The 19,739-nt window shown below is 58.8% G+C and carries 16 protein-coding genes; 7 read left to right on the top strand and 9 right to left on the bottom strand.

The window, feature by feature from the left end; genetic code table 11:
• The 7 genes from gspK to gspE form a co-directional block, all read right to left on the bottom strand.
• A complete protein-coding gene (gene gspK, locus ACQUTG_RS06885) occupies positions 1 to 1,014 on the bottom strand; it encodes a type II secretion system minor pseudopilin GspK (protein ID WP_428918696.1) in 1,014 nt (337 codons plus the stop codon).
• Entirely contained in the window at positions 1,011 to 1,775 is a 765-nt protein-coding gene (gene gspJ / locus ACQUTG_RS06880) for a type II secretion system minor pseudopilin GspJ (RefSeq protein WP_428918695.1), read from the bottom strand. The genes gspK and gspJ overlap by 4 nt, the downstream gene beginning before the upstream one ends.
• On the bottom strand, positions 1,775 to 2,149 hold the full coding sequence (gene gspI / locus ACQUTG_RS06875) for a type II secretion system minor pseudopilin GspI (RefSeq protein WP_428919250.1): 375 nt from the start codon (positions 2,147 to 2,149) through the stop codon (positions 1,775 to 1,777). Before gspI ends, gspJ begins: the two co-directional genes overlap by 1 nt.
• Positions 2,149 to 2,676, bottom strand: coding sequence for a type II secretion system minor pseudopilin GspH (gene gspH, locus ACQUTG_RS06870; RefSeq protein ID WP_428918694.1), 528 nt, complete (start codon positions 2,674 to 2,676; stop codon positions 2,149 to 2,151). The genes gspI and gspH overlap by 1 nt, the downstream gene beginning before the upstream one ends.
• A 6-nt stretch (positions 2,677 to 2,682) precedes the next feature.
• The gene (gene gspG / locus ACQUTG_RS06865) at positions 2,683 to 3,135 is read right to left on the bottom strand and encodes a type II secretion system major pseudopilin GspG (protein WP_428918693.1); all 453 of its coding nucleotides are present in this window, start codon (positions 3,133 to 3,135) and stop codon (positions 2,683 to 2,685) included.
• A gap of 66 nt (positions 3,136 to 3,201) precedes the next feature.
• Positions 3,202 to 4,413: a type II secretion system inner membrane protein GspF gene (gspF, locus tag ACQUTG_RS06860; protein ID WP_343809487.1), complete on the bottom strand. Its 1,212-nt coding sequence runs from the start codon at positions 4,411 to 4,413 to the stop codon at positions 3,202 to 3,204.
• A gap of 3 nt (positions 4,414 to 4,416) precedes the next feature.
• Positions 4,417 to 5,925: a type II secretion system ATPase GspE gene (gspE, locus tag ACQUTG_RS06855; RefSeq protein ID WP_428918692.1), complete on the bottom strand. Its 1,509-nt coding sequence runs from the start codon at positions 5,923 to 5,925 to the stop codon at positions 4,417 to 4,419.
• Positions 5,926 to 6,131: 206 nt separating this feature from the next.
• Here gspE and ACQUTG_RS06850 point away from each other — a divergent pair, with 206 nt between their 5' ends.
• From ACQUTG_RS06850 to ACQUTG_RS06825, 6 genes are all read left to right on the top strand, one after another.
• Positions 6,132 to 6,779, top strand: coding sequence for a type II secretion system protein N (locus tag ACQUTG_RS06850; RefSeq protein WP_428918691.1), 648 nt, complete (start codon positions 6,132 to 6,134; stop codon positions 6,777 to 6,779).
• A gap of 8 nt (positions 6,780 to 6,787) precedes the next feature.
• Entirely contained in the window at positions 6,788 to 7,447 is a 660-nt protein-coding gene (locus tag ACQUTG_RS06845) for a transglutaminase-like cysteine peptidase (RefSeq protein WP_428918690.1), read from the top strand.
• Between the two features lie 117 nt (positions 7,448 to 7,564).
• Entirely contained in the window at positions 7,565 to 9,169 is a 1,605-nt protein-coding gene (locus ACQUTG_RS06840) for an FAD-binding oxidoreductase (protein WP_428918689.1), read from the top strand.
• Between the two features lie 3 nt (positions 9,170 to 9,172).
• Positions 9,173 to 10,750: a glycerol-3-phosphate dehydrogenase/oxidase gene (locus ACQUTG_RS06835; protein WP_428918688.1), complete on the top strand. Its 1,578-nt coding sequence runs from the start codon at positions 9,173 to 9,175 to the stop codon at positions 10,748 to 10,750.
• Between the two features lies 1 nt (position 10,751).
• Entirely contained in the window at positions 10,752 to 12,311 is a 1,560-nt protein-coding gene (locus ACQUTG_RS06830; protein ID WP_428918687.1) for an FGGY-family carbohydrate kinase, read from the top strand.
• Positions 12,312 to 12,426: 115 nt separating this feature from the next.
• A complete protein-coding gene (locus tag ACQUTG_RS06825) occupies positions 12,427 to 15,303 on the top strand; it encodes an EAL domain-containing protein (protein WP_428918686.1) in 2,877 nt (958 codons plus the stop codon).
• Here ACQUTG_RS06825 and ACQUTG_RS06820 read toward each other — a convergent pair.
• Complete coding sequence (locus ACQUTG_RS06820) at positions 15,284 to 15,952, bottom strand: phosphoribosyltransferase (protein ID WP_428918685.1); 669 nt, start codon at positions 15,950 to 15,952, stop codon at positions 15,284 to 15,286. The genes ACQUTG_RS06825 and ACQUTG_RS06820 overlap by 20 nt on opposite strands.
• A 293-nt stretch (positions 15,953 to 16,245) precedes the next feature.
• On the opposite strand from ACQUTG_RS06820, the gene ACQUTG_RS06815 reads away from it, so the two are divergent.
• Positions 16,246 to 18,375 carry a hypothetical protein gene (locus ACQUTG_RS06815; protein WP_428918684.1) on the top strand — a complete coding sequence of 710 codons (2,130 nt, stop codon included), beginning with the start codon at positions 16,246 to 16,248 and terminating at the stop codon, positions 18,373 to 18,375.
• Between the two features lie 57 nt (positions 18,376 to 18,432).
• Here the strand turns inward: ACQUTG_RS06815 and ACQUTG_RS06810 are convergent, their stop codons facing one another.
• Positions 18,433 to 19,725 carry a sensor domain-containing diguanylate cyclase gene (locus tag ACQUTG_RS06810; RefSeq protein ID WP_428918683.1) on the bottom strand — a complete coding sequence of 431 codons (1,293 nt, stop codon included), beginning with the start codon at positions 19,723 to 19,725 and terminating at the stop codon, positions 18,433 to 18,435.
• Between the last annotated feature and the right edge of the window lie 14 nt (positions 19,726 to 19,739).

The raw sequence follows: 19,739 nt of genomic DNA, 5'->3' as shown, positions 1-19,739 counted from the left end.
CTATCCTTCTGAAATGGTAAAAGGCTCTTTGGTAATTCGGTTTTTCTGTCCGGTATCCCTGTGAACCGTCCGGACCTCACCTTCCCCGTTACGGAAAACGGTGCTGACCATGTTTACGACACGATTATCGTAGGTAATCCGTGAAACAACTTCAAAAAAACGGGTTTGCAGGGTCAGCCCTGTGGTCTTGAGCCCCAGGCCGGCAAATTCCGGCAAGGCGAGGAAATCCTGAAGATTACTGAAGGATTCCTCTTCCCGTTTTTCCAGCACGGAGGCGATCGCTGCTTCGGACAACTCCTCATGGAGGGATTGCAGCACAGGACCGGTCGCAGTGTTAACGTTGATCCCCGCGCCACTGACCGGCAGAGCGGCAACATGTGGCCGCAACGCCTGGTAGATTTCCTCGGTCATGCCCTCGATCAGCCGCAATTCCGTGACATCAACAAACGGCTGGTTACCGGCCCGATAACCGGGATCGGCCATCAGGTACTGGCCATCTTCGGCACCATAGGCGCTGATAGTCTGGTCGTTACTGTCGATCCAGTCGATCAGAGCATCGGCGGTAATACTGGTGACGCCCAGAACCATGAGCAGTCGGGTGAACCGATCCTTCGCCAGCGTGTCCACCTGCCCTGCCGGCGTTACCAGATCGTTCAGGTTGAAACGGCCACCGAGATCATCAATCTGCACTTCAACCACACTGTTACCGTCATCGAGTGGAAGGATGGCCGCGTTCATCGCCCAGAATTCATCGAGGCTGTCGACCATCGAACCGTCCTCCTTGTCCTCCTCGAAATCCCGGACCAGAATTCTTCTGGCGAAAGCCTCGGCACCCAGGGCGATACTCTGCCCCTGCTGCTGGGCCAGGTAATGCCCGGCCTGGAAAACCCGGATGTTAAGTTGCTGGGTCATGCCTGATGCAAGCATCACCACCAGGGCCATTGCCAGCAGAACCATCACCAGGGCGACACCGCGCTGCCGGTTTCTGACTGGACGATCCCGAAACAACATCATCCCGCAACCCCACCCTGCTGGGTAGTGGTTTCCTGACCGGGCTGCTGGCCTGGCTGTTCGGGTTGTTGCTGGCCCTCTTCTTCTTCGTCTGTCTGGGTTGCCGCCTCGTTAGCCTGGTTGACCAGGCCCTGGGCTGCGGCCGGATCAAAGTCCGGCAGGGCAAAAGTCCGGACCAGCTCACCAAACCGCTCGTGCTCTATGGTGACTTCAATACCCAATGGAAATGGAAATTCCGGGCGTTCTCCCGGAGTCAGGCCAGCTAGGTCACCATCCGACGGCCAGTCTTCCTGCCAGGTGCGCTCGCTGTTCATGAAACGCACCTCAAAGGCTGTAATGTCCTCAAGAAGCAGAACATTCTCGCTGTTGTCTTCCTGGCCCTGGTCTACCGTAGGCCAGTATCGGCGAAAGAGCTCGGTTCCTGTGTATTCCCAGCCCGCCCGCTGCAGACCGCTGCGCCTCAACCCCAGAGGGTTACGCCAGCCCTGGCGGGTCAGCAACAAAGCATACCCATCCTCGCGACTGGTCAGCGCCGGCTGGAAGTCACCGTAGACGTCCCGGGCGGAGCGATTCACCACCTGGGTGATATCCCGCTCCAGGAGTAGCATGGCACGCTGGATGCGGTCGAACTCCCCGGCCAGCTCATTGACCCGGTCCCTGGAATTGACCACACCGTTGATAACCTGCCAGACACCGAGGCCGATCACCGCGGTGATGGTAACGGCAATCAGCACTTCCATGAGGGTGAAACCGGACTGGCGCATCACTTCTCCCCCACGAACGCAGAGAGGGTATGAAGCGGCACCGGATCGCTTCGTTCATCCGTGTATTTGGCCACGGAGACCTCTATCCGGCGCATGCTGGGTTCAGCCGTTGCCTTCACAGCAGTCGTTACCCGCCACCGGAAAGGACCATAGTCAGTATCGGTGGAGTTCTCGGAGATACCGGGGAGCTCTTCCTCGAGGCGGATGGTGTTGATGCGGTTATCGGCGATCCAACCGGCCAGGGTCTTGTCCCTGATCCGCTCGAAACTGGAAATATACTGGCTGCCCACTTCCGCTGCCGCGGTTGCAATCAGTCCGAACACCAGCAGTGCGACCAGGACCTCAATCAGGGTAAAGCCTCGAGACCGGTACATCATGCATCACCCTCTGACCCGGGTTTGCGCCAATGGATTCCGGTAACGCCGTCAGACTCCAGTACATGCATGTAGTCGGTGTCCGAACCCACAGTAAACTCGATCTGGAAGGGGGTGGTTTCACCACTGGAAAAGAACACGATGTCGGGCAGTTTCCGGTCCTCTTCCGAGGCAAGTCTGGGGGCATCGTTTTCAATGTACTCGGTGGCAACCAGCCAATCCGGGAACGCCCGGGCCTGAAAGATCCGTTCTCCGGAACCTTTCCATTCGGCATTCCGGTCCTGAAAAGCCACGAACTGGTAACCGTCCTCCTCCAGCCTGACCCCCATTTCGAGGTTGTTGAGCACAGCCTGCTCCGAGGCGGTCTGCATCAGGAGATAAAGCTCCCTGACTTCATTCTCGAGCTCCCTCTGCTGGGAACCGCCTCCAATGGTGAACACCGCGAGGGAGGCAAGCAGACCCACCACGATCAGGACAACGAGGATCTCTATCAGCGTAAAGCCGCTTTGCGTTGTCCTGTGCTGCACAGCCGATCAGCCTTTGGTCTTCCAGACACTGATATCTGCGGCGTCACCATCACCGCCTTCCTGACCGTCAGCACCATAGGAATACAGATCGTAGGGGCCTTCAGTACCGGGGCTCACGTACTGGAACTGGTTGCCCCAGGGGTCTTCCGGAACACTTTTAAGATAGCCGTCCGGATTCCAGTTCCCGGGTTCCGGGCTGCCGCTGGGCTTTGAAACCAGCGCTTCCAGCCCCTGCTGTGTGGACGGGTAATGGCTGTTGTCCAGGCGGTACAGATCCAGGGCGCTCTGAATGTTCTTGAGCTGGGTCTCGGCGATGGTGACTTTGGCCTGGTCGCTCCGGCCCATGATGTTGGGGGCCACGATTGCCACCAGCAGGCCCAGGATCACCATGACCACCATGATTTCAATCAGGGTGAAACCGCGCTGTGTGAAACGTTTGTGCATAGTCTTGCTCGTCATTTTCTCACTCGTCGTTGCTGTGGATTCCCTTCCCGGAAAAGAACTGCCGGACCACTGGCCCGGGTGTCAGCCAACCAGGTTGCTCATATTCAGGATCGGCAGCATGATCGCCAGCACGATGATCAGTACCACCACGCCCATGACCAGCAGCATCATCGGCTCAAACAAACCAACAATGGCTGCAATCTTGGACTGCAGGGTGTTTTCCTGCATCCGGGCCGTTCGTTCCAGCATGCTATCAAGCTCACCGCTGGCTTCGCCGCTGGCAATCATGTGCAGCATCATCGGCGGGAAGTAGCCGGTCTGCTCAAGTGACCGGTGCAACGCCCCGCCTTCGCTCACCTTGCGGGCGGCATCCCGTAGCCGTTCCCGAAGGTAATCGTTGGATAACACTTCACCGGCGATTCGCATGGCCTCCACCAGCGGCACACCACTGGTGGTCAGGATACTCAGGGTACTGGCGTAGCGGGCAGTATTCACCCCCCGCACCATGCCGGAAACCAGCGGCAAATGGAGTAAACGCTTGTGGAACCGCTTCCGGAAACCGGGTTTGCGCAAGGCAACTCGAAAGCCGATCAGTGCCACTATCAGGATGATCAAAAGGTAGACACCATAAGTGCCAAGAAATTCCGACATGGCCAGCATGGCCATGGTCAGTGCGGGCAGCTCCTGCCCCTGTTTCAGAAACACCTCGATGATGTCCGGAACCACGTAGGTCAGCAGGAAGACCACGATGGCAATGGCCACGAAGCTGAGAATGATCGGGTAGATAGCCGCCAGCTGGATCTTCTGACGGGCTTCCTGTCGGTTCTCCGTGTAATCGGCCAGGCGGTTCAGCACCAGATCCAGGTGCCCCGCATGCTCGCCCGCGGCAACGGTTGAGCGGTACAGGCGGGGAAACGCCTTCGGGAATTCGCCCAGGCTGTCTGCGAGGCTGTAGCCCTCCATGACCTTGGCCCGGATGGCGATGAGCATGCTGCGGATCCTCGGCCTGGCCGATTGCTGTGCGGCTGCACTCAGGGCCTGCTCCACCGGTATACCGGACTGGATCAGCGTGGCCAGCTGACGGGTCACCAGCGCGAGATCGGAGGCGGTCAGTGAACCCCTGCCACTGAGCGGACTGGCGCGGCGCTGTTTTTCCACCGCCGGCTCAACCGCCAGCGGCGTCAAGCCCTTTTCACGGAGTTGCTGGCGCACAGCCCTCGGCGCATCGGCCTCGAGCACACCGTGTTTCTGTTTGCCTCGGGCGTCCAGTGCCTTGTATTCGTATGCTGGCATGGGTTACTGGCTCCGGTGGGTTACACGGAGAACCTCTTCCACCGTGGTGACACCATCCAGAATTTTCTGAACCCCATCGGCATGAATGCTTGGACCGCCCTTGCGTGCTTCCTTTTCCAGCTCAAGCTCACCGGCGCGCTTGTGGATGAGCGAGCTGATTTCCTCGTTGATCTCCACCACCTCATAGATACCGATACGTCCCCGGTAGCCCAGCTGGTTGCAGTGTTCGCAGCCTTTGGCGCGATAAATCGTCGGCGGACTGGCCGGGTCCTGCTGCAGGAACTCGCAATGTTCCTCGCTCGGAGTGTAGGGCTCCCGGCATTCGCGGCAAAGCACCCGGACCAGGCGCTGGGCGACAATACCCACCAGGCTCGACGAGATCAGGAAGGGTTCGATTCCCATGTCCATCAGACGGGTAATCGCACCGACTGCGGTGTTGGTGTGCAGGGTCGAAAGCACCAGGTGACCGGTCAGACTGGCCTGCACCGCGATCTCGGCAGTTTCCAGGTCCCGGATCTCACCGATCATGACCACATCCGGGTCCTGGCGCAGGATCGCCCTCAACCCGCGGGCGAACGTCATGTCCACCTTGGTGTTGACCTGGGTCTGGCCGATACCCGGCAGGTTGTACTCAATGGGATCCTCGACGGTAAGAATGTTACGGCTGCGGTCGTTGATCTCCTGCAGCGAAGCATACAGCGTGGTGGATTTACCGGAACCCGTGGGGCCGGTCACCAGCAGGATGCCGTAGGGACGATAGATCAGTTTGCGGAGAACCTTGAGGTCCTGCCCGGCCATACCGAGCGATTCCAGACGGATGGAGCCGGCCTGTTTGTCCAGCAAGCGCAGTACCACCCGCTCGCCACTGGAGGACGGCATCGTGGAGACGCGGATATCCACTTCGCGACCGGCTACCCGAAGGGCAATCCGGCCATCCTGGGGAATTCGCTTCTCGGCGATGTCGAGCTTGGCCATGACCTTGATCCGGGATACCAGCAACGGCGCCAGCGCCCGCTTGGGCTGCACCACTTCCCTCAATACCCCATCGATTCGGAAGCGCACTACCAATTGCTTCTCGTAAGTCTCGATATGGACGTCCGAGGCGTTGGTCTTGACCGCCTCGGTGAGGATGGCATTGATCAGGCGGATAATCGGCGCATCGTCTTCCTGCTCCAGCAGGTCTTCGGTCTCCGGCACCGAATCTGCCAGGGACGCCAGGTCCATATCGTCACCGATGCCCTCGACCATCTGCATGGCCTCGGCGGAATCACTCTGGTAGGCGGCGTTCAGTGCCTGGTCGAAGCGGCCGGGGTCGATGGCGGAGAACCTGGCCCGGCCACCACTGAGACGATTGGCCTCCGCAACCGCCGAGTGGGACGCACCAGGACGTACCAGGATGATCGGCTCACCGTCTTCGGAACGCGTCAGGATCACCCCGTTACGCTTGGCGAAGGTAAACGGAAGACGTCCCAGCGGAGCATCCTGCGGCTGAACTTCGGTCTCGGTGGTCAAGGTCGTCCTCGTTTTCGTCAGGCAATTTTCTTGTCGGCAACCGAGGCCATACCGGCCCGGAAACCCTTTTTGATTCAACTAATTCAGAAAGGCTACCACAGGATATGGACCCGCTGAATAACTCTATACACTATACTGCCACTAAAACGTTGCAGTCTGATAACCTGTGGCCCTTTTAATGGCCCACCAAGCACTCAGGATGATCGATGCTGTCAATTCACCCACGGCTCCCAATGGTTCTCGCGATGATTGCCGGAGCAGCCATGCTGGCCGTAACCTCCTGGCAGGGTTACCGGTTCTGGCAGACAGAAAGCCAGCCAACCCTCTCTGCTGCCGGCCAGGCCGCTCAACAATCCCTGCCGAGCACCCGGGATGTTCCCGCAGTGGATTTGGCAAACGTCACCCTGTTTGGTTCCCCGAACGCCGATAGTGCGCCCGCCGAACTGGATACCGAAAACCTGCCCGAGACCAATCTCAGGCTTTTCCTGCGTGGTGTACTTGCGGCCAGTGGCGAGTTTCCCGGCAGTGCCCTGATCGAGGATGACAAGAGCAAGACCGAGGTCTACCTGGTGGGGGACGAGCTGCCGGGGAACGCCACATTGCGGTCGGTTTTTCCTAATCGGGTAATTATCGAACGCTCAGGCAAGCTTGAGAATCTGTACTTCCCTGAAGAGGCCGATCGCTCCGGCATGTCGTTCACTACTGACGACCAGGCCCAGCAAGCCGATACCGCCGCCTCCGGTTCCACGGGAACCACCACCTCGCCCACCACCCCGAGCGCCGACCAGCAACGGCGTGAGGAAATCCGACGGCGTCTCGAACAGCTCCGGGAACGCCTCCGGAACAACAACTAGGTCCAGCCATGACCACGGCAGCGCCAGCACTGTGCCGCCGCACCGGTTGGGTCCCCCTGCTGCTTGCTGTCTCGTTGGTCAGCGCCCTGGAGCTGGGCAATCGCCTGATGAATTACGTGCTTCAGGAGTTTGGCCAGGAGGCCCACCAACGCCTCGCGGACTGGCAGCGTTTGCATGACCTGGCCACCAATGCACCAACCGACCGTCAGCTCCGGTTGGTCAATTCGTTCTTCAACCGGGTCAATTTTGTCAGCGATATTCGGCACTGGGGCGAAGAGGATTACTGGGCGACCCCGATTGAACTGCTGACTACCAACGCTGGTGATTGCGAGGATTTTTCCATTGCGAAATACCTCACCCTCAAGTCCATGGGCGTACCCGACAGCCAGCTTCGCATCGTTTATGTAAAAGCACTCGAACTGAATCAGGCCCACATGGTTCTGGCCTGGTACCCCGAGCCGGATGCCGATCCGCTGATTCTCGACAACCTTATAAACGACATTAAGCCTGCATCAGAACGCACTGATCTGGAACCGGTTTACAGCTTCAACGGCGAAGGGCTGTGGCTCAACAAATCCGGCGGCAGGCAGACGCGGGCGGGGGAATCTGAAAAACTCTCTCGCTGGAAGGAACTCAACAAGCGTCTGGACCAATCCCTACGGCCCTGACAGACCCGACAATGGAATGGCGGCAAATGACACCCCGAATGTCGTCACCCGACAATGACGGGCAGGCCTGAGGCGCTAGAATGCCAAGCCAACCAAGGATTCAGACGGAGTACTGCCATGAAACGCTGGAACGGCTGGGGCGATGACCAGTTTTCACTCGAACTGCCCAGAGAAGGTCAGGCCTTTCTCGGTCAACGTATCGGGCAGGGACAGCCTCTCAGTGACGCAACCTTGGCGGCGGTTTGTAATGGCGTGCCCGAATCGCGGCTTTCGCCCGGGCCGGATATCCAGCATCTGGTCGACCTCACGCCGGAAACCCGCGTCCGCCATGCCCGGGGCCAAAGCCTGCCCGACTGGTTAGCCATGCGTAGCGGCGACATTGGTCGATTCCCGGACGGCGTTGCCTTGCCCCGCACCAACGATGATGTCCAGGCACTACTCGGCTATGCCAGACAGCACGGTGTTCAGCTGATCCCCTATGGCGGTGGAACCAGCGTCGCCGGCCACATCAATCCGGCCGACACCGACAAACCGGTGCTGACTGTGAGCCTCGCCAGCATGAATCAGCTGACCGATCTGGACCGGGAAAGCCAGATCGCGACGTTTGGTGCAGGTACTCCCGGCCCCCTGGTGGAATCCCAGCTTCGTGCCCGCGGCTACACCCTCGGCCACTTTCCGCAATCCTTTGAACTCTCTACCATCGGCGGCTGGGTGGCTTCCCGCTCCAGCGGCCAGCAATCCCTGCGCTACGGCCGGATTGAACAGATGTTTGCCGGTGGCCGGATCGAGACGCTCAAGGGCACCCTGGAAATACCCACCATCCCTGCCTCCAGCGCCGGCCCGGACATCCGGGAGATGATCCTCGGCTCGGAAGGCCGCATGGGCATCATTACCGAGGTGAAAGTCCGGGTCAGTGAACTGGCGGAGCATGAAAGCTTCCATGTGGCCTTCTTCCCTGACTGGGACAGTGCCCGCACCGCCTGCCGGAAACTGGTCCAGCAACGAACGCAGCTCTCCATGCTGCGTCTGAGCAACCCGGTGGAAACGGAAACCCAGCTGGCGTTGGCCGGGCACCCGACCCTGATCGGTCTTCTCGAGCGTTTCCTGGCCTTCCGGGGAGCCGGCCAGGGCAAATGCATGATGACGTTCGGTGTTACCGGCACTCAACGTCAATGCAAGGCAGCGCTGACCCAGGTCAGGGCCATCTGCAAGGCGTATTCCGGTGTCTATACCGGCACCCGCATGGGCGAAAAGTGGGCAGAAAAACGGTTTACCATGCCCTACCTGCGCGAAGCCCTCTGGCAAATAGGCTATGCGGTGGACACCCTGGAGACCGCCACCGACTGGTCAAACGTGGACAACCTGATGACTCTGATCGAGTCCAATCTTCGCGAAGGACTTACTGGCGAGCAGGAACGGACCCACGTGTTCACGCACCTCTCCCATTTCTACGGCCAGGGCTGCAGTATTTACACCACATACGTGTTTCGCGTCGGTGACAACTATGAACAGACCCAGCAGCGGTGGCAGAAACTGAAGCACTCGACCTCCGCGCTGATCGTCAAGAACGGCGGCACGATCAGCCACCAACACGGCGTGGGCAAGGATCACGCGCCCTACCTTCCGGTCGAAAAGGGCGAGCTGGGCATGGAGGCCATCCGGACCCTGTGCCACCAGTTTGACCCCGAGACCCTGCTCAACCCCAAGACACTGGTGGAGTAAGCCATGGCCAGAAAGGAAAGCCTTGCAGACCTGGCCACGGCCAATCCGGAATTCGATGTGGTGGTGGTCGGTGGCGGAATCACCGGCGCCGGGGTTGCCCGGGAAGCCGCGGGAAGCGGCCTCCGGACCTTGCTGGTGGAACAGAAAGACTTCGCCTGGGGCACCTCCAGCCGTTCTTCCAAGATGGTTCACGGTGGCCTCCGCTACCTTGGTAGCGGTCACCTGCGATTAGCCCGGGAATCGCTAGCCGAGCGACAGCGCCTGATGCAAGAGGCGCCGGGGCTGGTGGATCCACTCCCCTTTGTTATGCCCCATTTCCGTAAAACCTTTCCCGGCCCGAAGCTGTTTCAGCTGTTGCTAGGTATCTACGATCGCATTGCCGGCGTCAGAACCCGCCGCTACCTGAATCATCAGGAAGCCCTGCAGTGGGTTCCCGGACTTGACCCCGAGGACCTGAACGGCGCCAGCCTGTTCATGGATGGCGTGACCGATGATTCCCGACTGGTCCTTCGCGTCCTGGACGAGGCCCGGCGGGACGGCGCAATCTGCCTGAACTACACGGAGGCCAGAACACTGCGCCGGAACGCAGGCCGGATCAGTGGTATTGAACTGGTGGACACCGAGGACGGTCATACATTGACGGTCAGAACACCGCTGGTCATCAACGCCACGGGCGCCTGGGCCTCGACGCTTCAACAACAGGCGAGCACCTCGGAACCTCTTCACATACGACCACTAAGGGGGAGCCACCTGGTGGTGCCCTGGCGGCGGTTGCCGGTGTCCTGTGCTGTCTCCCTACTGCATCCGGACGACCGGAGGCCGGTGTTTGCGTTTCCCTGGGCCGGAATGACGGTACTTGGCACCACCGATCTTGATCACCAGGGAGATATGAACATCGAGCCTGGCATTTCCCCGGACGAAGTGAACTACCTGATGGCGATTGCCGGGCGGCTTTTCCCTTCGTCCGGCCTGGACCGGAACGATATTGTGTCCACCTGGGCCGGAGTGCGCCCCGTGGTAACCGATGGGTCCGGCAAGGCCGCGTCAAAAGAGAGCCGGGAGCATGTGCTGCTCGAGGATAATGGACTGGTCAGCATTGCCGGCGGCAAGCTCACGACTTTCCGCCGCGTTGCGCGGGAAGCACTTGAAATGGGTCTGGGCGAACATCGAAGGCACCTGCTGCGCCCTGATGCGAGCCCGGTGTTCACCCGGCCTTCACCAACAAACCGGCCGGCCAGGATTTCCTTTCTGACGTGGCAGCGCCTGCGGGGTTGGTATGGCGCAAACGTCGAGACCCTTGTTGAAGCAGACAATCTGGCCTCTGTCGCCCATACCGAAGTGCTGTGGGCGGAGCTCGCCTGGGCCTGCCAGCGTGAGCAGGTTGTTCACCTGGATGACCTGTTGCTGCGCCGGTCCCGACTTGGGCTGGTGTTGCCTGGCGGCGCGGCGGAAATTCTGCCGGCGATAAGACGCTATTGTCAGCCGCTGCTCGGCTGGTCCGATCAACAATGGCAGCAGGAAGAAAAACGCTACCTGAAGCTGTATAAGCAAGCCTACAGTGTGCCGGAGGGTGACGCCTGACATGAGTGAAACACCTCTGATCCTGGCCATCGACAACGGCACCCAAAGCGTTCGGGCCTTGCTGTTCGACACCCGCGGCAATCTGATTGGCAAGGGCAAGGTGGAGATCGAGCCCTATTTCTCGGAACAGCCCGGCTGGGCCGAGCAGCATCCCGATTATTTCTGGGAGAGCCTCGGGTTAGCCTGCGACAAGCTCTGGCAAAGCACCGATGCCAGCCCGGAACAAGTGGCCGGCGTTACCGTCACAACCCAACGAGGCACTGTCATCAACGTGGACCGGGACGGCCATGCTTTACGCCCGGCCATCATCTGGCTGGACCAGCGCCACGCCCGGGTTGATGCGCCGGTCAAAGGCCCCTGGGGCTGGCTGTTCAAGCTTGCCCGTCTGGAAGACACCATTACGCGGTTTCGCGAGAAAACCCAGGCCAACTGGATTGCCCAGAACCAGCCGGAGATCTGGACGAAAACCCACAAGTTTCTCCTTCTTTCCGGCTATCTCAATTTCAGGTTGACTGGACGATACCGGGATTCGACCGGGAGCCAGGTGGGTTATTTGCCGTTTGACTACAAGAAACACCGCTGGGCGGGTAAGCATGATTTCAAGTGGCAAACCATGCCTGTCAGCCCCGACCAGCTACCGGAACTCGTGGCTCCCGGTGACACCATCGGCGGGTTGCTGCCGGACGCCGCCCGGCACCTGGGTTTACCCGAGGGGCTTCCCGTCATTGCAGCAGCCTCGGACAAGGCCTGTGAGGTGTTGGGATCCGGCGGCCTGACTCCGGATGTTGGTTGTATGAGTTACGGCACTACGGCAACGATCAACACCACCAGCCCGCGATACGTGGAGCCTGTACGGCTGATGCCCCCCTATCCGGCCGCCCTGCCCGGACGTTATTCCACCGAGGTCATGATTTACCGTGGGTTCTGGATGGTCAGCTGGTTCAAGCGGGAGTTCGGCTTGAGGGAGCGGAAAATTGCCGAGCAGCAAGGCATTGAAGCGGAGGTCCTCTTCGATGAACTGGTCCGGGACGTGCCACCCGGCTCCATGGGGCTCATGCTGCAACCCTACTGGTCACCGGGTGTGCGCCAACCGGGCCCGGAAGCCAAGGGGGCCATTATCGGTTTCGGTGACGTCCACACCCGGGCTCACATCTACCGGGCGATCCTGGAAGGCCTCGCCTACGCCCTGCGCGAAGGCAAAGAACGGATTGAGAAACGCAGCGGTGTCCCCATCCGCAAACTCCGCGTTGCCGGTGGCGGTTCCCAGAGCGATGCCGCCATGCAACTGACCGCGGATATTTTCGGACTGCCCACGGAGCGACCCCACACCTATGAGACTTCCGGCCTGGGCGCCGCCATCGACGCGGCCGTTGGGCTGGGTCTGCACCCGGACTTTGAAAACGCCGTCTCTGCCATGACCCGTGTTGGCGAGTGCTTTCAGCCCGATCCTGAAACCCATTCGCTCTATAACCGGCTGTATACCGAGGTGTACCTTGACATGTACCCGCGTTTGCAGCCCATCTACCGGAAAATCCGTGACATAACGGGCTATCCCCGCTGATACTTGACTTGGCCGATGATTGTCTAAGGGGGGGCAGGAATTTCCATCAGAACCGAGCCGAAAATTTCACAGTGGTATAGACTTGAACCCTTGAAAGTCTGATTGCAGAAGGCCCATGCCACGGTACCAGAGCCAAGCCCAACGAACCGACCTGCCGATTGCCCTGCCGCAAATCGTCGGGCTTGTTGTTGTCCTGGCTTCCCTGCACCTTATTGCCCGCAACGATTTCCTGCTCTTCCATACCCTCGTGGAGATGCTCCGTATTATCGTACTGGCGGGGCTGTTCGCTCTCGCCTGGCACACCCGGCACTGGGCCACCAACAGCTTTCTCGGGGTCATCGGAACCGCCGCAATCTTCATCGCATCCCTTGAGCTGCTTCATACCATCAGCTACAAGGGCATCGGCATTTTCCCCGAGCATGACGGCAATCTGCCGACCCAGTTATGGATTGCTTTCCGCTATCTCGAAGCTGTTGCTTTCCTGATCGGGGTGATGGCCGTGAGGTGGCATATCAGCCTGAAACTACCATTCGCGGTGTTTGGCGCAGCCGCCGTGATTCTGGGGCTTGCCGTATTCTCCGGAATATTTCCGGACAGCTACCTGGAAGGCACCGGCCTGACGCCCTTCAAGATCACCTCCGAGTACATCATTGCCGGGATCTTCGCGATCACCATGGCATGGCTCTACCGCCAGAGACGGCGATTCGCCACACCGGTCTTCTACCTGATCCAGACCTCTCTGGTATTCAACATCCTGGCGACACTGACACTCACCCGATATGTCAGTGTTTATGGCTTTGCCAATGAACTGGGCCATTATCTCCTGCTGGTGTCTGCCTACCTGATTTACCGGGGCGTACTGGTGACCGGCCTGATCAGGCCCTACCAGTTTCTTTTCCGGGACCTGAAACGCCACGAAGAGCACCTCTCGGAACTGGTTGCCGAACGCACCGCGCAGCTTGCCCGCAGCGAATCCCTGACCAAAACCTTCATTGAACATTCGCCGGCACTCATCTATTTGATGGATGCCGAGGGCCGCGTGACGCTGACCAACCCTGCATTCCGGAAGCTGCTCGGAATTGAGGGGCAAGAGGTCTCCGGCAAGAGCGTTTTTGACGTCTTTCCGCCCGCTGCAGCCAAGTCGATCAATCGCCAGGATCAACGAGCACGGGACCTGGGCAAGCCAATCACCGTGACCGATATCGTGGAATTCGAGAACGAGCCGAGGATGTTCGAGGCCGTGCACTTCCCGATCCTCGATGAAAACGGCCAGCTGTCCGGGAGCGGCGCCATCGCCACTGACGTGACCGACCATCGCAGGACCCAGGCCAACTACGAGCTTATGGTTCAGGCCGCCATGGATGGTTTGCTGGTAATGGACTACGAAGCAAACTTCATCCAGGTCAACCGTGCAACGGAGGAAATCACGGGATACAGCCAGACCGAGCTGCTGGGAATGAATATCCGTGATCTGGAAGTCGATCTGGATGCCGCAGCCATCGAGCGCTCACTGGACCAGGTCATGGTTGAGGGCTCCGGGCGCCTGGAAAGCCGCTGGCGCCGGAAAGATGGCAGTGTCCGGGATGTGGAAATCAGTGCCCACGTCTTTGACGGCACATTTAGTTCGGGCTTTTTCTCCTTCGTGCGGGACATCACCAAACGTAAGTCCAACCTGGCCCGAATCGAGTTCCTCGCCCACTACGATCCCCTGACCAGGCTGCCGAACCGGGCCCGATTCGAGGAATTGGTCAATGATCGCCTCGCACAAGCAGGATCCGGGGGCAGTCGCTACGCCCTGGTTTACCTGGATCTGGACAACTTCAAGGACATCAATGATTCGCTAGGCCATACCATCGGCGATAACCTGCTGAAGGAAGTGGCCCGGCGTCTGGGCACCCTCCCCCCGGAAACCCATGTTATCGCTCGTGCGTCCGGGGATGAATTCATGGTGTTGGCCAAGCTCGGGCCCGAAGAGAAAGCCTGTGTGCATGAGATGGAAAGGCTTCATCAGTTATTCGGAAACAGTTTCAAAATAGATGGGCACCATCTGGCGACGTCCGTTTCCATGGGCGTGGCACTGTTCCCCGATGACAGCGATGACTTCACCACGCTCTCCCGTAATGCGGACACCGCCATGTACGCTGCCAAAATGGAGGGAAGAAACACCTACCAACGTTTCGATACCACCATGCAGGAGAAGGCATTCGAGCGGCAGAATCTGCTGGCCAAGCTGCGCGGAGCGCTGGAAAGAAAGGAAATGGAAGTCTATTACCAGGCCCAGATGGACCTCGCCACTCGTAAGATCATCGGCGCAGAGGCGATTCTGCGCTGGAACAACCCCGAGCTCCAATGGGTATCCCCGTCACGCTTTATCCCGATTGCCGAAGAAAGCGGCCTGATCGTGGAGATTGGCGAATGGGTACTGCGGGAAGCCTGCCGGCAAGGCAAGGCCTGGCTGGATAGCGGTATGCCGCCGATTACCCTGGCAGTCAACCTGTCTGCAATCCAGTTCCAGCGGGGTGACCTGTGTGACAAGGTCGGCGGGATACTGGACGAGACTGGCTTCGAGGGCCGTTACCTCGAACTGGAACTGACGGAATCCGTCCTGATCGGCGACCACAAGCGGGTCGTCAACACCATTCAGGGACTGAAACAACGCGGCATTCACCTTGCCATCGACGACTTTGGTACCGGGTATTCCAATCTCGCCTACCTGAACCGCTTCGCGGTGGATAAGCTCAAGATCGACCGCTCCTTCATCCACGACATGGGTGACGATCCCAATAACTCTTCAGTCGTGCTTGCGATTATCCGCATGGCCCACAGCCTGGGCCTGAAAGTGATTGCCGAAGGCGTAGAGAATGGAGCCCAGCTGGAGCAGCTCGACCGACTGGCCTGTGACGAAGTCCAGGGTTATCACCTCGGCAAGCCAATGCCTGCCACCTCGTTTCAGCGCCTGCTCAACAACGGGGTCATGACCCTCCCCGATTGAGAGCCTCAAAGCTTGCCCGCAACAGCTCGCACACTTCCTCGTCGGTCACCGGATCAAAATTCCGGTAGAACTGCCCCACATAATTGAAGTCTGCCGGCTCCTGCAGGCAGATGCAGTGATCCACCATATCCTCGTATTTTTCGGCCGTGCCTTCCGGCCCGGCCGGAATGGCAACGATCAGTGATCTGGCTCCGGCGCTCCTGACCATTTCAATCGCCAGGTCCATGGTGGCGCCAGTTGCAATACCATCGTCAACCAGGATCACCTGCCGACCCTGAAGATCCGCTGTCGGAGCATAGCCCCGATAGGCCTTTTTGCGTTCGCGGATAACGCTGAGTTCCAGATCCCTTACCCGTTTTATCTGATCCGAGGTGATCGCCAGCGAACGCACCAGCTCAGAATTGAGGTGCGGTATACCATCCTCTCCCACGGCACCCATGGCCACTTCCGGTTGCCAGGGCACTCCGAGCTTGCGGATGTTCAGGAAGTCCAGCTGCAGGTGCAGCCCCCGGGCAACCTCGTAGCCGACAGGGATGCCTCCTCGAGGCAAACCGAGGACAACGGCAGTGGGCTCGATCTGCATGGTAGCCAACACTTCTGCCAATCGTGCGCCTGCGTCTTTTCTGTCTTTGAAACGTAATTCGGCCATCCTTGCCTCCACGATCCCAATTCAGCTTCCTTCCGACAATAGTAGCGTCAAGCCAGCCCATCGGAAAATTTCTGTACGGGCAAACCTACGTACAACCCACACCTTCCGTTACGGCTTTTCTTGATCCAGATCTAACGCGCTAAGCTCATCTGGTTCTATAGTTATCCTACACGGAAGAATAGAATGGTAGGCAAGGCCGCCAAAGCCCTGCCAGGTAGTTGCCAATCAACGGCTTCTGTCCGGATTTGTATCAGTTACGGTGATCCGGCGTAACACCGTCAACGGATGTGGCCATGATGTATTTTCGCAACTATAGAAAAGCTTTTTTTGGAACCCTCCTGACCTCTGCCTTTCTCGCTGGCTGCGACGGCAGTTCGTCCAACTTTGGCAGCTTTCCGGATGTGATTGATAACGGGGGGACTATCCCCCAGACCGATATATCCCCGGCTGTACTCGATAGTGCCGCGTCTTTCCTTGGCGCCGCCACCGGCAAAGAGATACCGCTTTCGGTGGATTCGGTCATTTTTATCAATTCGGCACTGGGACTGAACGATGTCCCCGATGATCCGCAGAACCTTTTTGGTGACCTGTGGATGATCGTACGCGATGCCTATGGCGTTCCGGTACTGGACACCCAGGGCTGCGTACAACCCATCGCCTCGGAAACAATCACGCTTCCCGACGGCACCACGACCGACACCGTGCCAATGGTGATTGACACTCTGGAAGAGGTACCTGTGTGCGCGGTCGCCGAGGGCTACGAGCAGTACACCATCGAGCTGGAGATCGGCCGGCTGAACATGGTTCGTACCATGACCCAGAATCCCACCGTGTTTGCGCGGGCTCTGGAAGAGGCCATCAAGAACATCAATGCCTCCGAATCGATCAAACTTGACCCTGCCGGGCGGCTGATCCTGGTTTCCAGTGATCCGGTCACCGGTGCACCCATTGAAAACACCATCGACTCTCCGCGTGAGAACCTCGCTCTCTACAATGCACTTCTCAAAGAGGGCCGTATTGCTGGTTTCGGTCCGGAGAAACACGAGGGCGGCCAGACCATCGCACCGCAATGGCTCGAGATCCGGGAAGACCTTGAACTCGGTGACCTCGCCTATCTGCGGGACGGCACGCCGGGACGGGACCATGGTGTTGATCTGCATGATGGCTATGCCGATCTGTCACAAGCGGTTCATGACCGGCAACTTGACTATGCAACCCAGTCTTTGAGCTACATCCAGTATTATGACGACGGCAGCGCCTGCCATTACCGTGATGAGACAGGATATGCATGGGAACAGGTCTTCGGCCTCGAGGGATACAGCGGAGCGAACATCAGCGGTTTCATGACACATGCAGACGACGCACGGCGCACCATCGTGTTCATGCACGATGTTATCCAGGATATGCCGGAAGCACCACTGCAAACCCTCCCCACAGCAGACGGAAGGGTTGACTTGATGCATGCAGCCGCTGCCTTCCTGGGTGGTGCCTCCAATAAGAGCGTGCCCCTGACCATTGACGGCCTGGTGTTCATCAATACCGTCCTGGGCCTGAACGAAGGCGTCGAGTTCACCAATAAAGGTGAAGTATTCGGTGATCTCTGGGAATTGGTACGCGACGAGAATGGGGTTCCGGTTCTGGACGGTAATGATTGTCCGCAGCCGGTCTCGGTGAATGGTGGTACCGTGCCAATGGAATTCGATGTGGATTCCGGCGAGTGCGTGATCGTTGAGGGATACGAAGATGATGTGATTGAACTGGAGCTTGGCCGCCTGAACGTGGTACGGGTGGCGCTCACCAACCCACGCGTGCTCGACCGGGCCCTGTACGATGTCATGAACTCCATCAATGCCTCCGTCGGCCTCAAACTCGACCTCTCCGGACGTCTCGCCTATGGCATTGACGATGGCACCGGTAACGTGACCTATCAAACTGTCGATTCCCCTCTGGCAGGCCTGTCGCTGTACTGGGCGCTCATGCGCTGGGGCAAGCTGGAGGGCAGCGTTGAAATCATGCAGGACGGCACGTGGACCTCTGTAGACCTGGCCATCAAGCCGGAGCTTGAGCAACAGCTGACTGATGAAGGACTGTTGTTCCTGATGAAAGGCACTGCCGCCTGCCAGGGCAATGCCGCCGATTGCGGAGCAAAACGCCTGACCAGCGGTTACGTGGACTACAGCGCCTTCAACCACACCACCGAAACCATCTACTCCGGTGCCATGGTGAATTTCGTGGAACGTCAACCGGATGATCTAAGCTGCGCCTACGGCGACCGCACGGAAGACGTTTGGGTCCGAGTGCTGGGCAGCGACGACTACACTGGCAGCAACATAGACGCCTTCGTCAAGCAGGCAGAGGATACCCGCAACGTCATCCAGTTCATCCACACAGTGATTCAGGATCCATTGCCGGAAGCCATCTGACATAAACTTGACTTCAAACCCCGCTTCGGCGGGGTTCTTCGTGTTATCCGGTCCAGGTCACGCCTGCTTCCCGGATAGCGGGTACTGCACCATGATCCCGTTACGTCCCTGTCGCTTTGCCCGATAAAGGGACCGGTCACAGACTGACAGCAATTCACGAACCGTTATGACCTCATCCCTGCAACTGACCACCCCCGCACTCAGGGTGACCCGGAAATCGTGGCTCTCGTCACTGACAAAGCTCTCGTTTTCAATGGCACGCCGAAGGTCTTCCGCCACCTGAGCCGCGTTCTCCAGGGACGTTTGTGGCATCAGTATGAGAAATTCCTCCCCACCGGTCCGCGCTACCACGTCGGATTTTCGCACCCGGCGCTGAATCAGGTCACCGAACCGCTTCAGGACCGCATCCCCGACTGGATGGCCGTAGGCGTCATTGATTGCCTTGAAGTGGTCGAGATCCACTGCAATCAGGGAAAACTCACCGCCATAGCGATCCTGCTGTGTAGCCGTCTCTTCCAGTTTGCGTATGAAGTAGCGGCGATTGAAAAGCCCGGTAAGCTCATCGGTAACAGACAGTCTTTCGAGTTCCAGCTCCAGACGCTTTTCATCGTCAATGTCGATCACCATGCCCTGCCAGACCACTTTGCCATCCGGCTCCCGCTCCGGCTTCGCCACCCCCCGAAGCCAGCCCGTCAATCCGCTGTTAATCACCCGGTAATCGCATGCCCATTGCTCGAGACTTTTGAACGACTCGGCGATGGAATCGTGAACTGCCTGGAGATCATCAGGGTGAATATGCTGGAAAAGCAATCCGGCGTCAGAACAGGCTTCCTCCGGGGTAAGTCCAAAGAAATCCTCAACCTTTCTACTCATGTACGTGAAGTAGTAGCGGCCGTCCGGCTCCATGACGAAGGTGTAGATGATACCAGGGAGGGATTCTGCCAGATGCGAAAGCCGGTGCTCGGTGATCTTCTCTTCAGTCACATCAAGATGGGTTCCCATGAGCCACCGTGGGTGGAAACCATCTGTGCCGTCGAGCAGCATTCCACGAGTATGGATGTAACGCCACTCACCATCCTTGTGCCGCATCCGGATGACACACTCAAACTGAGGCCCCTTGCCATCCAGATAGTCCTGCAAGGCTTTCCAGGCTATGGCCAGGTCTGCCGGATGGCAAAGGCGTTCCCATGTGGCAAAGGTAACCGGTGCCAGTTCTTCCAGGGTATAGCCCAACATGGCAGCCCAACGTTCGTTAAAAATGACATCGTTGGTGTCCAGATTCCATTCCCAGGTACCTGCACCGGTGCCATCCAGTATGGCCTTAAGCCGGGTTTCCGGAGATAGCTGCATCCTGTCCCTCCGAA

This window comes from Marinobacter sp. DUT-1 (assembly GCF_050379415.1).
Classification (GTDB): domain Bacteria; phylum Pseudomonadota; class Gammaproteobacteria; order Pseudomonadales; family Oleiphilaceae; genus Marinobacter.
The sequence above is the reverse complement of the archived record's forward strand: the minus strand, read 5'-3'. Positions and strand labels throughout refer to the sequence as shown.

Coding starts and splice junctions, on each gene's coding strand:
- ACQUTG_RS06825 (WP_428918686.1), top strand. CDS start 12,427: ATGCCACGGTACCAGAGCCAAGCCCAACGAACCGACCTGCCGATTGCC.
- ACQUTG_RS06845 (WP_428918690.1), top strand. CDS start 6,788: ATGACCACGGCAGCGCCAGCACTGTGCCGCCGCACCGGTTGGGTCCCC.
- ACQUTG_RS06840 (WP_428918689.1), top strand. CDS start 7,565: ATGAAACGCTGGAACGGCTGGGGCGATGACCAGTTTTCACTCGAACTG.
- ACQUTG_RS06810 (WP_428918683.1), bottom strand. CDS start 19,725: ATGCAGCTATCTCCGGAAACCCGGCTTAAGGCCATACTGGATGGCACC.
- gspJ (WP_428918695.1), bottom strand. CDS start 1,775: ATGCGCCAGTCCGGTTTCACCCTCATGGAAGTGCTGATTGCCGTTACC.
- ACQUTG_RS06830 (WP_428918687.1), top strand. CDS start 10,752: ATGAGTGAAACACCTCTGATCCTGGCCATCGACAACGGCACCCAAAGC.
- gspG (WP_428918693.1), bottom strand. CDS start 3,135: ATGACGAGCAAGACTATGCACAAACGTTTCACACAGCGCGGTTTCACC.
- ACQUTG_RS06835 (WP_428918688.1), top strand. CDS start 9,173: ATGGCCAGAAAGGAAAGCCTTGCAGACCTGGCCACGGCCAATCCGGAA.
- gspI (WP_428919250.1), bottom strand. CDS start 2,149: ATGTACCGGTCTCGAGGCTTTACCCTGATTGAGGTCCTGGTCGCACTG.
- ACQUTG_RS06815 (WP_428918684.1), top strand. CDS start 16,246: ATGATGTATTTTCGCAACTATAGAAAAGCTTTTTTTGGAACCCTCCTG.
- ACQUTG_RS06850 (WP_428918691.1), top strand. CDS start 6,132: ATGCTGTCAATTCACCCACGGCTCCCAATGGTTCTCGCGATGATTGCC.
- gspK (WP_428918696.1), bottom strand. CDS start 1,014: ATGATGTTGTTTCGGGATCGTCCAGTCAGAAACCGGCAGCGCGGTGTC.
- ACQUTG_RS06820 (WP_428918685.1), bottom strand. CDS start 15,952: ATGGCCGAATTACGTTTCAAAGACAGAAAAGACGCAGGCGCACGATTG.
- gspF (WP_343809487.1), bottom strand. CDS start 4,413: ATGCCAGCATACGAATACAAGGCACTGGACGCCCGAGGCAAACAGAAA.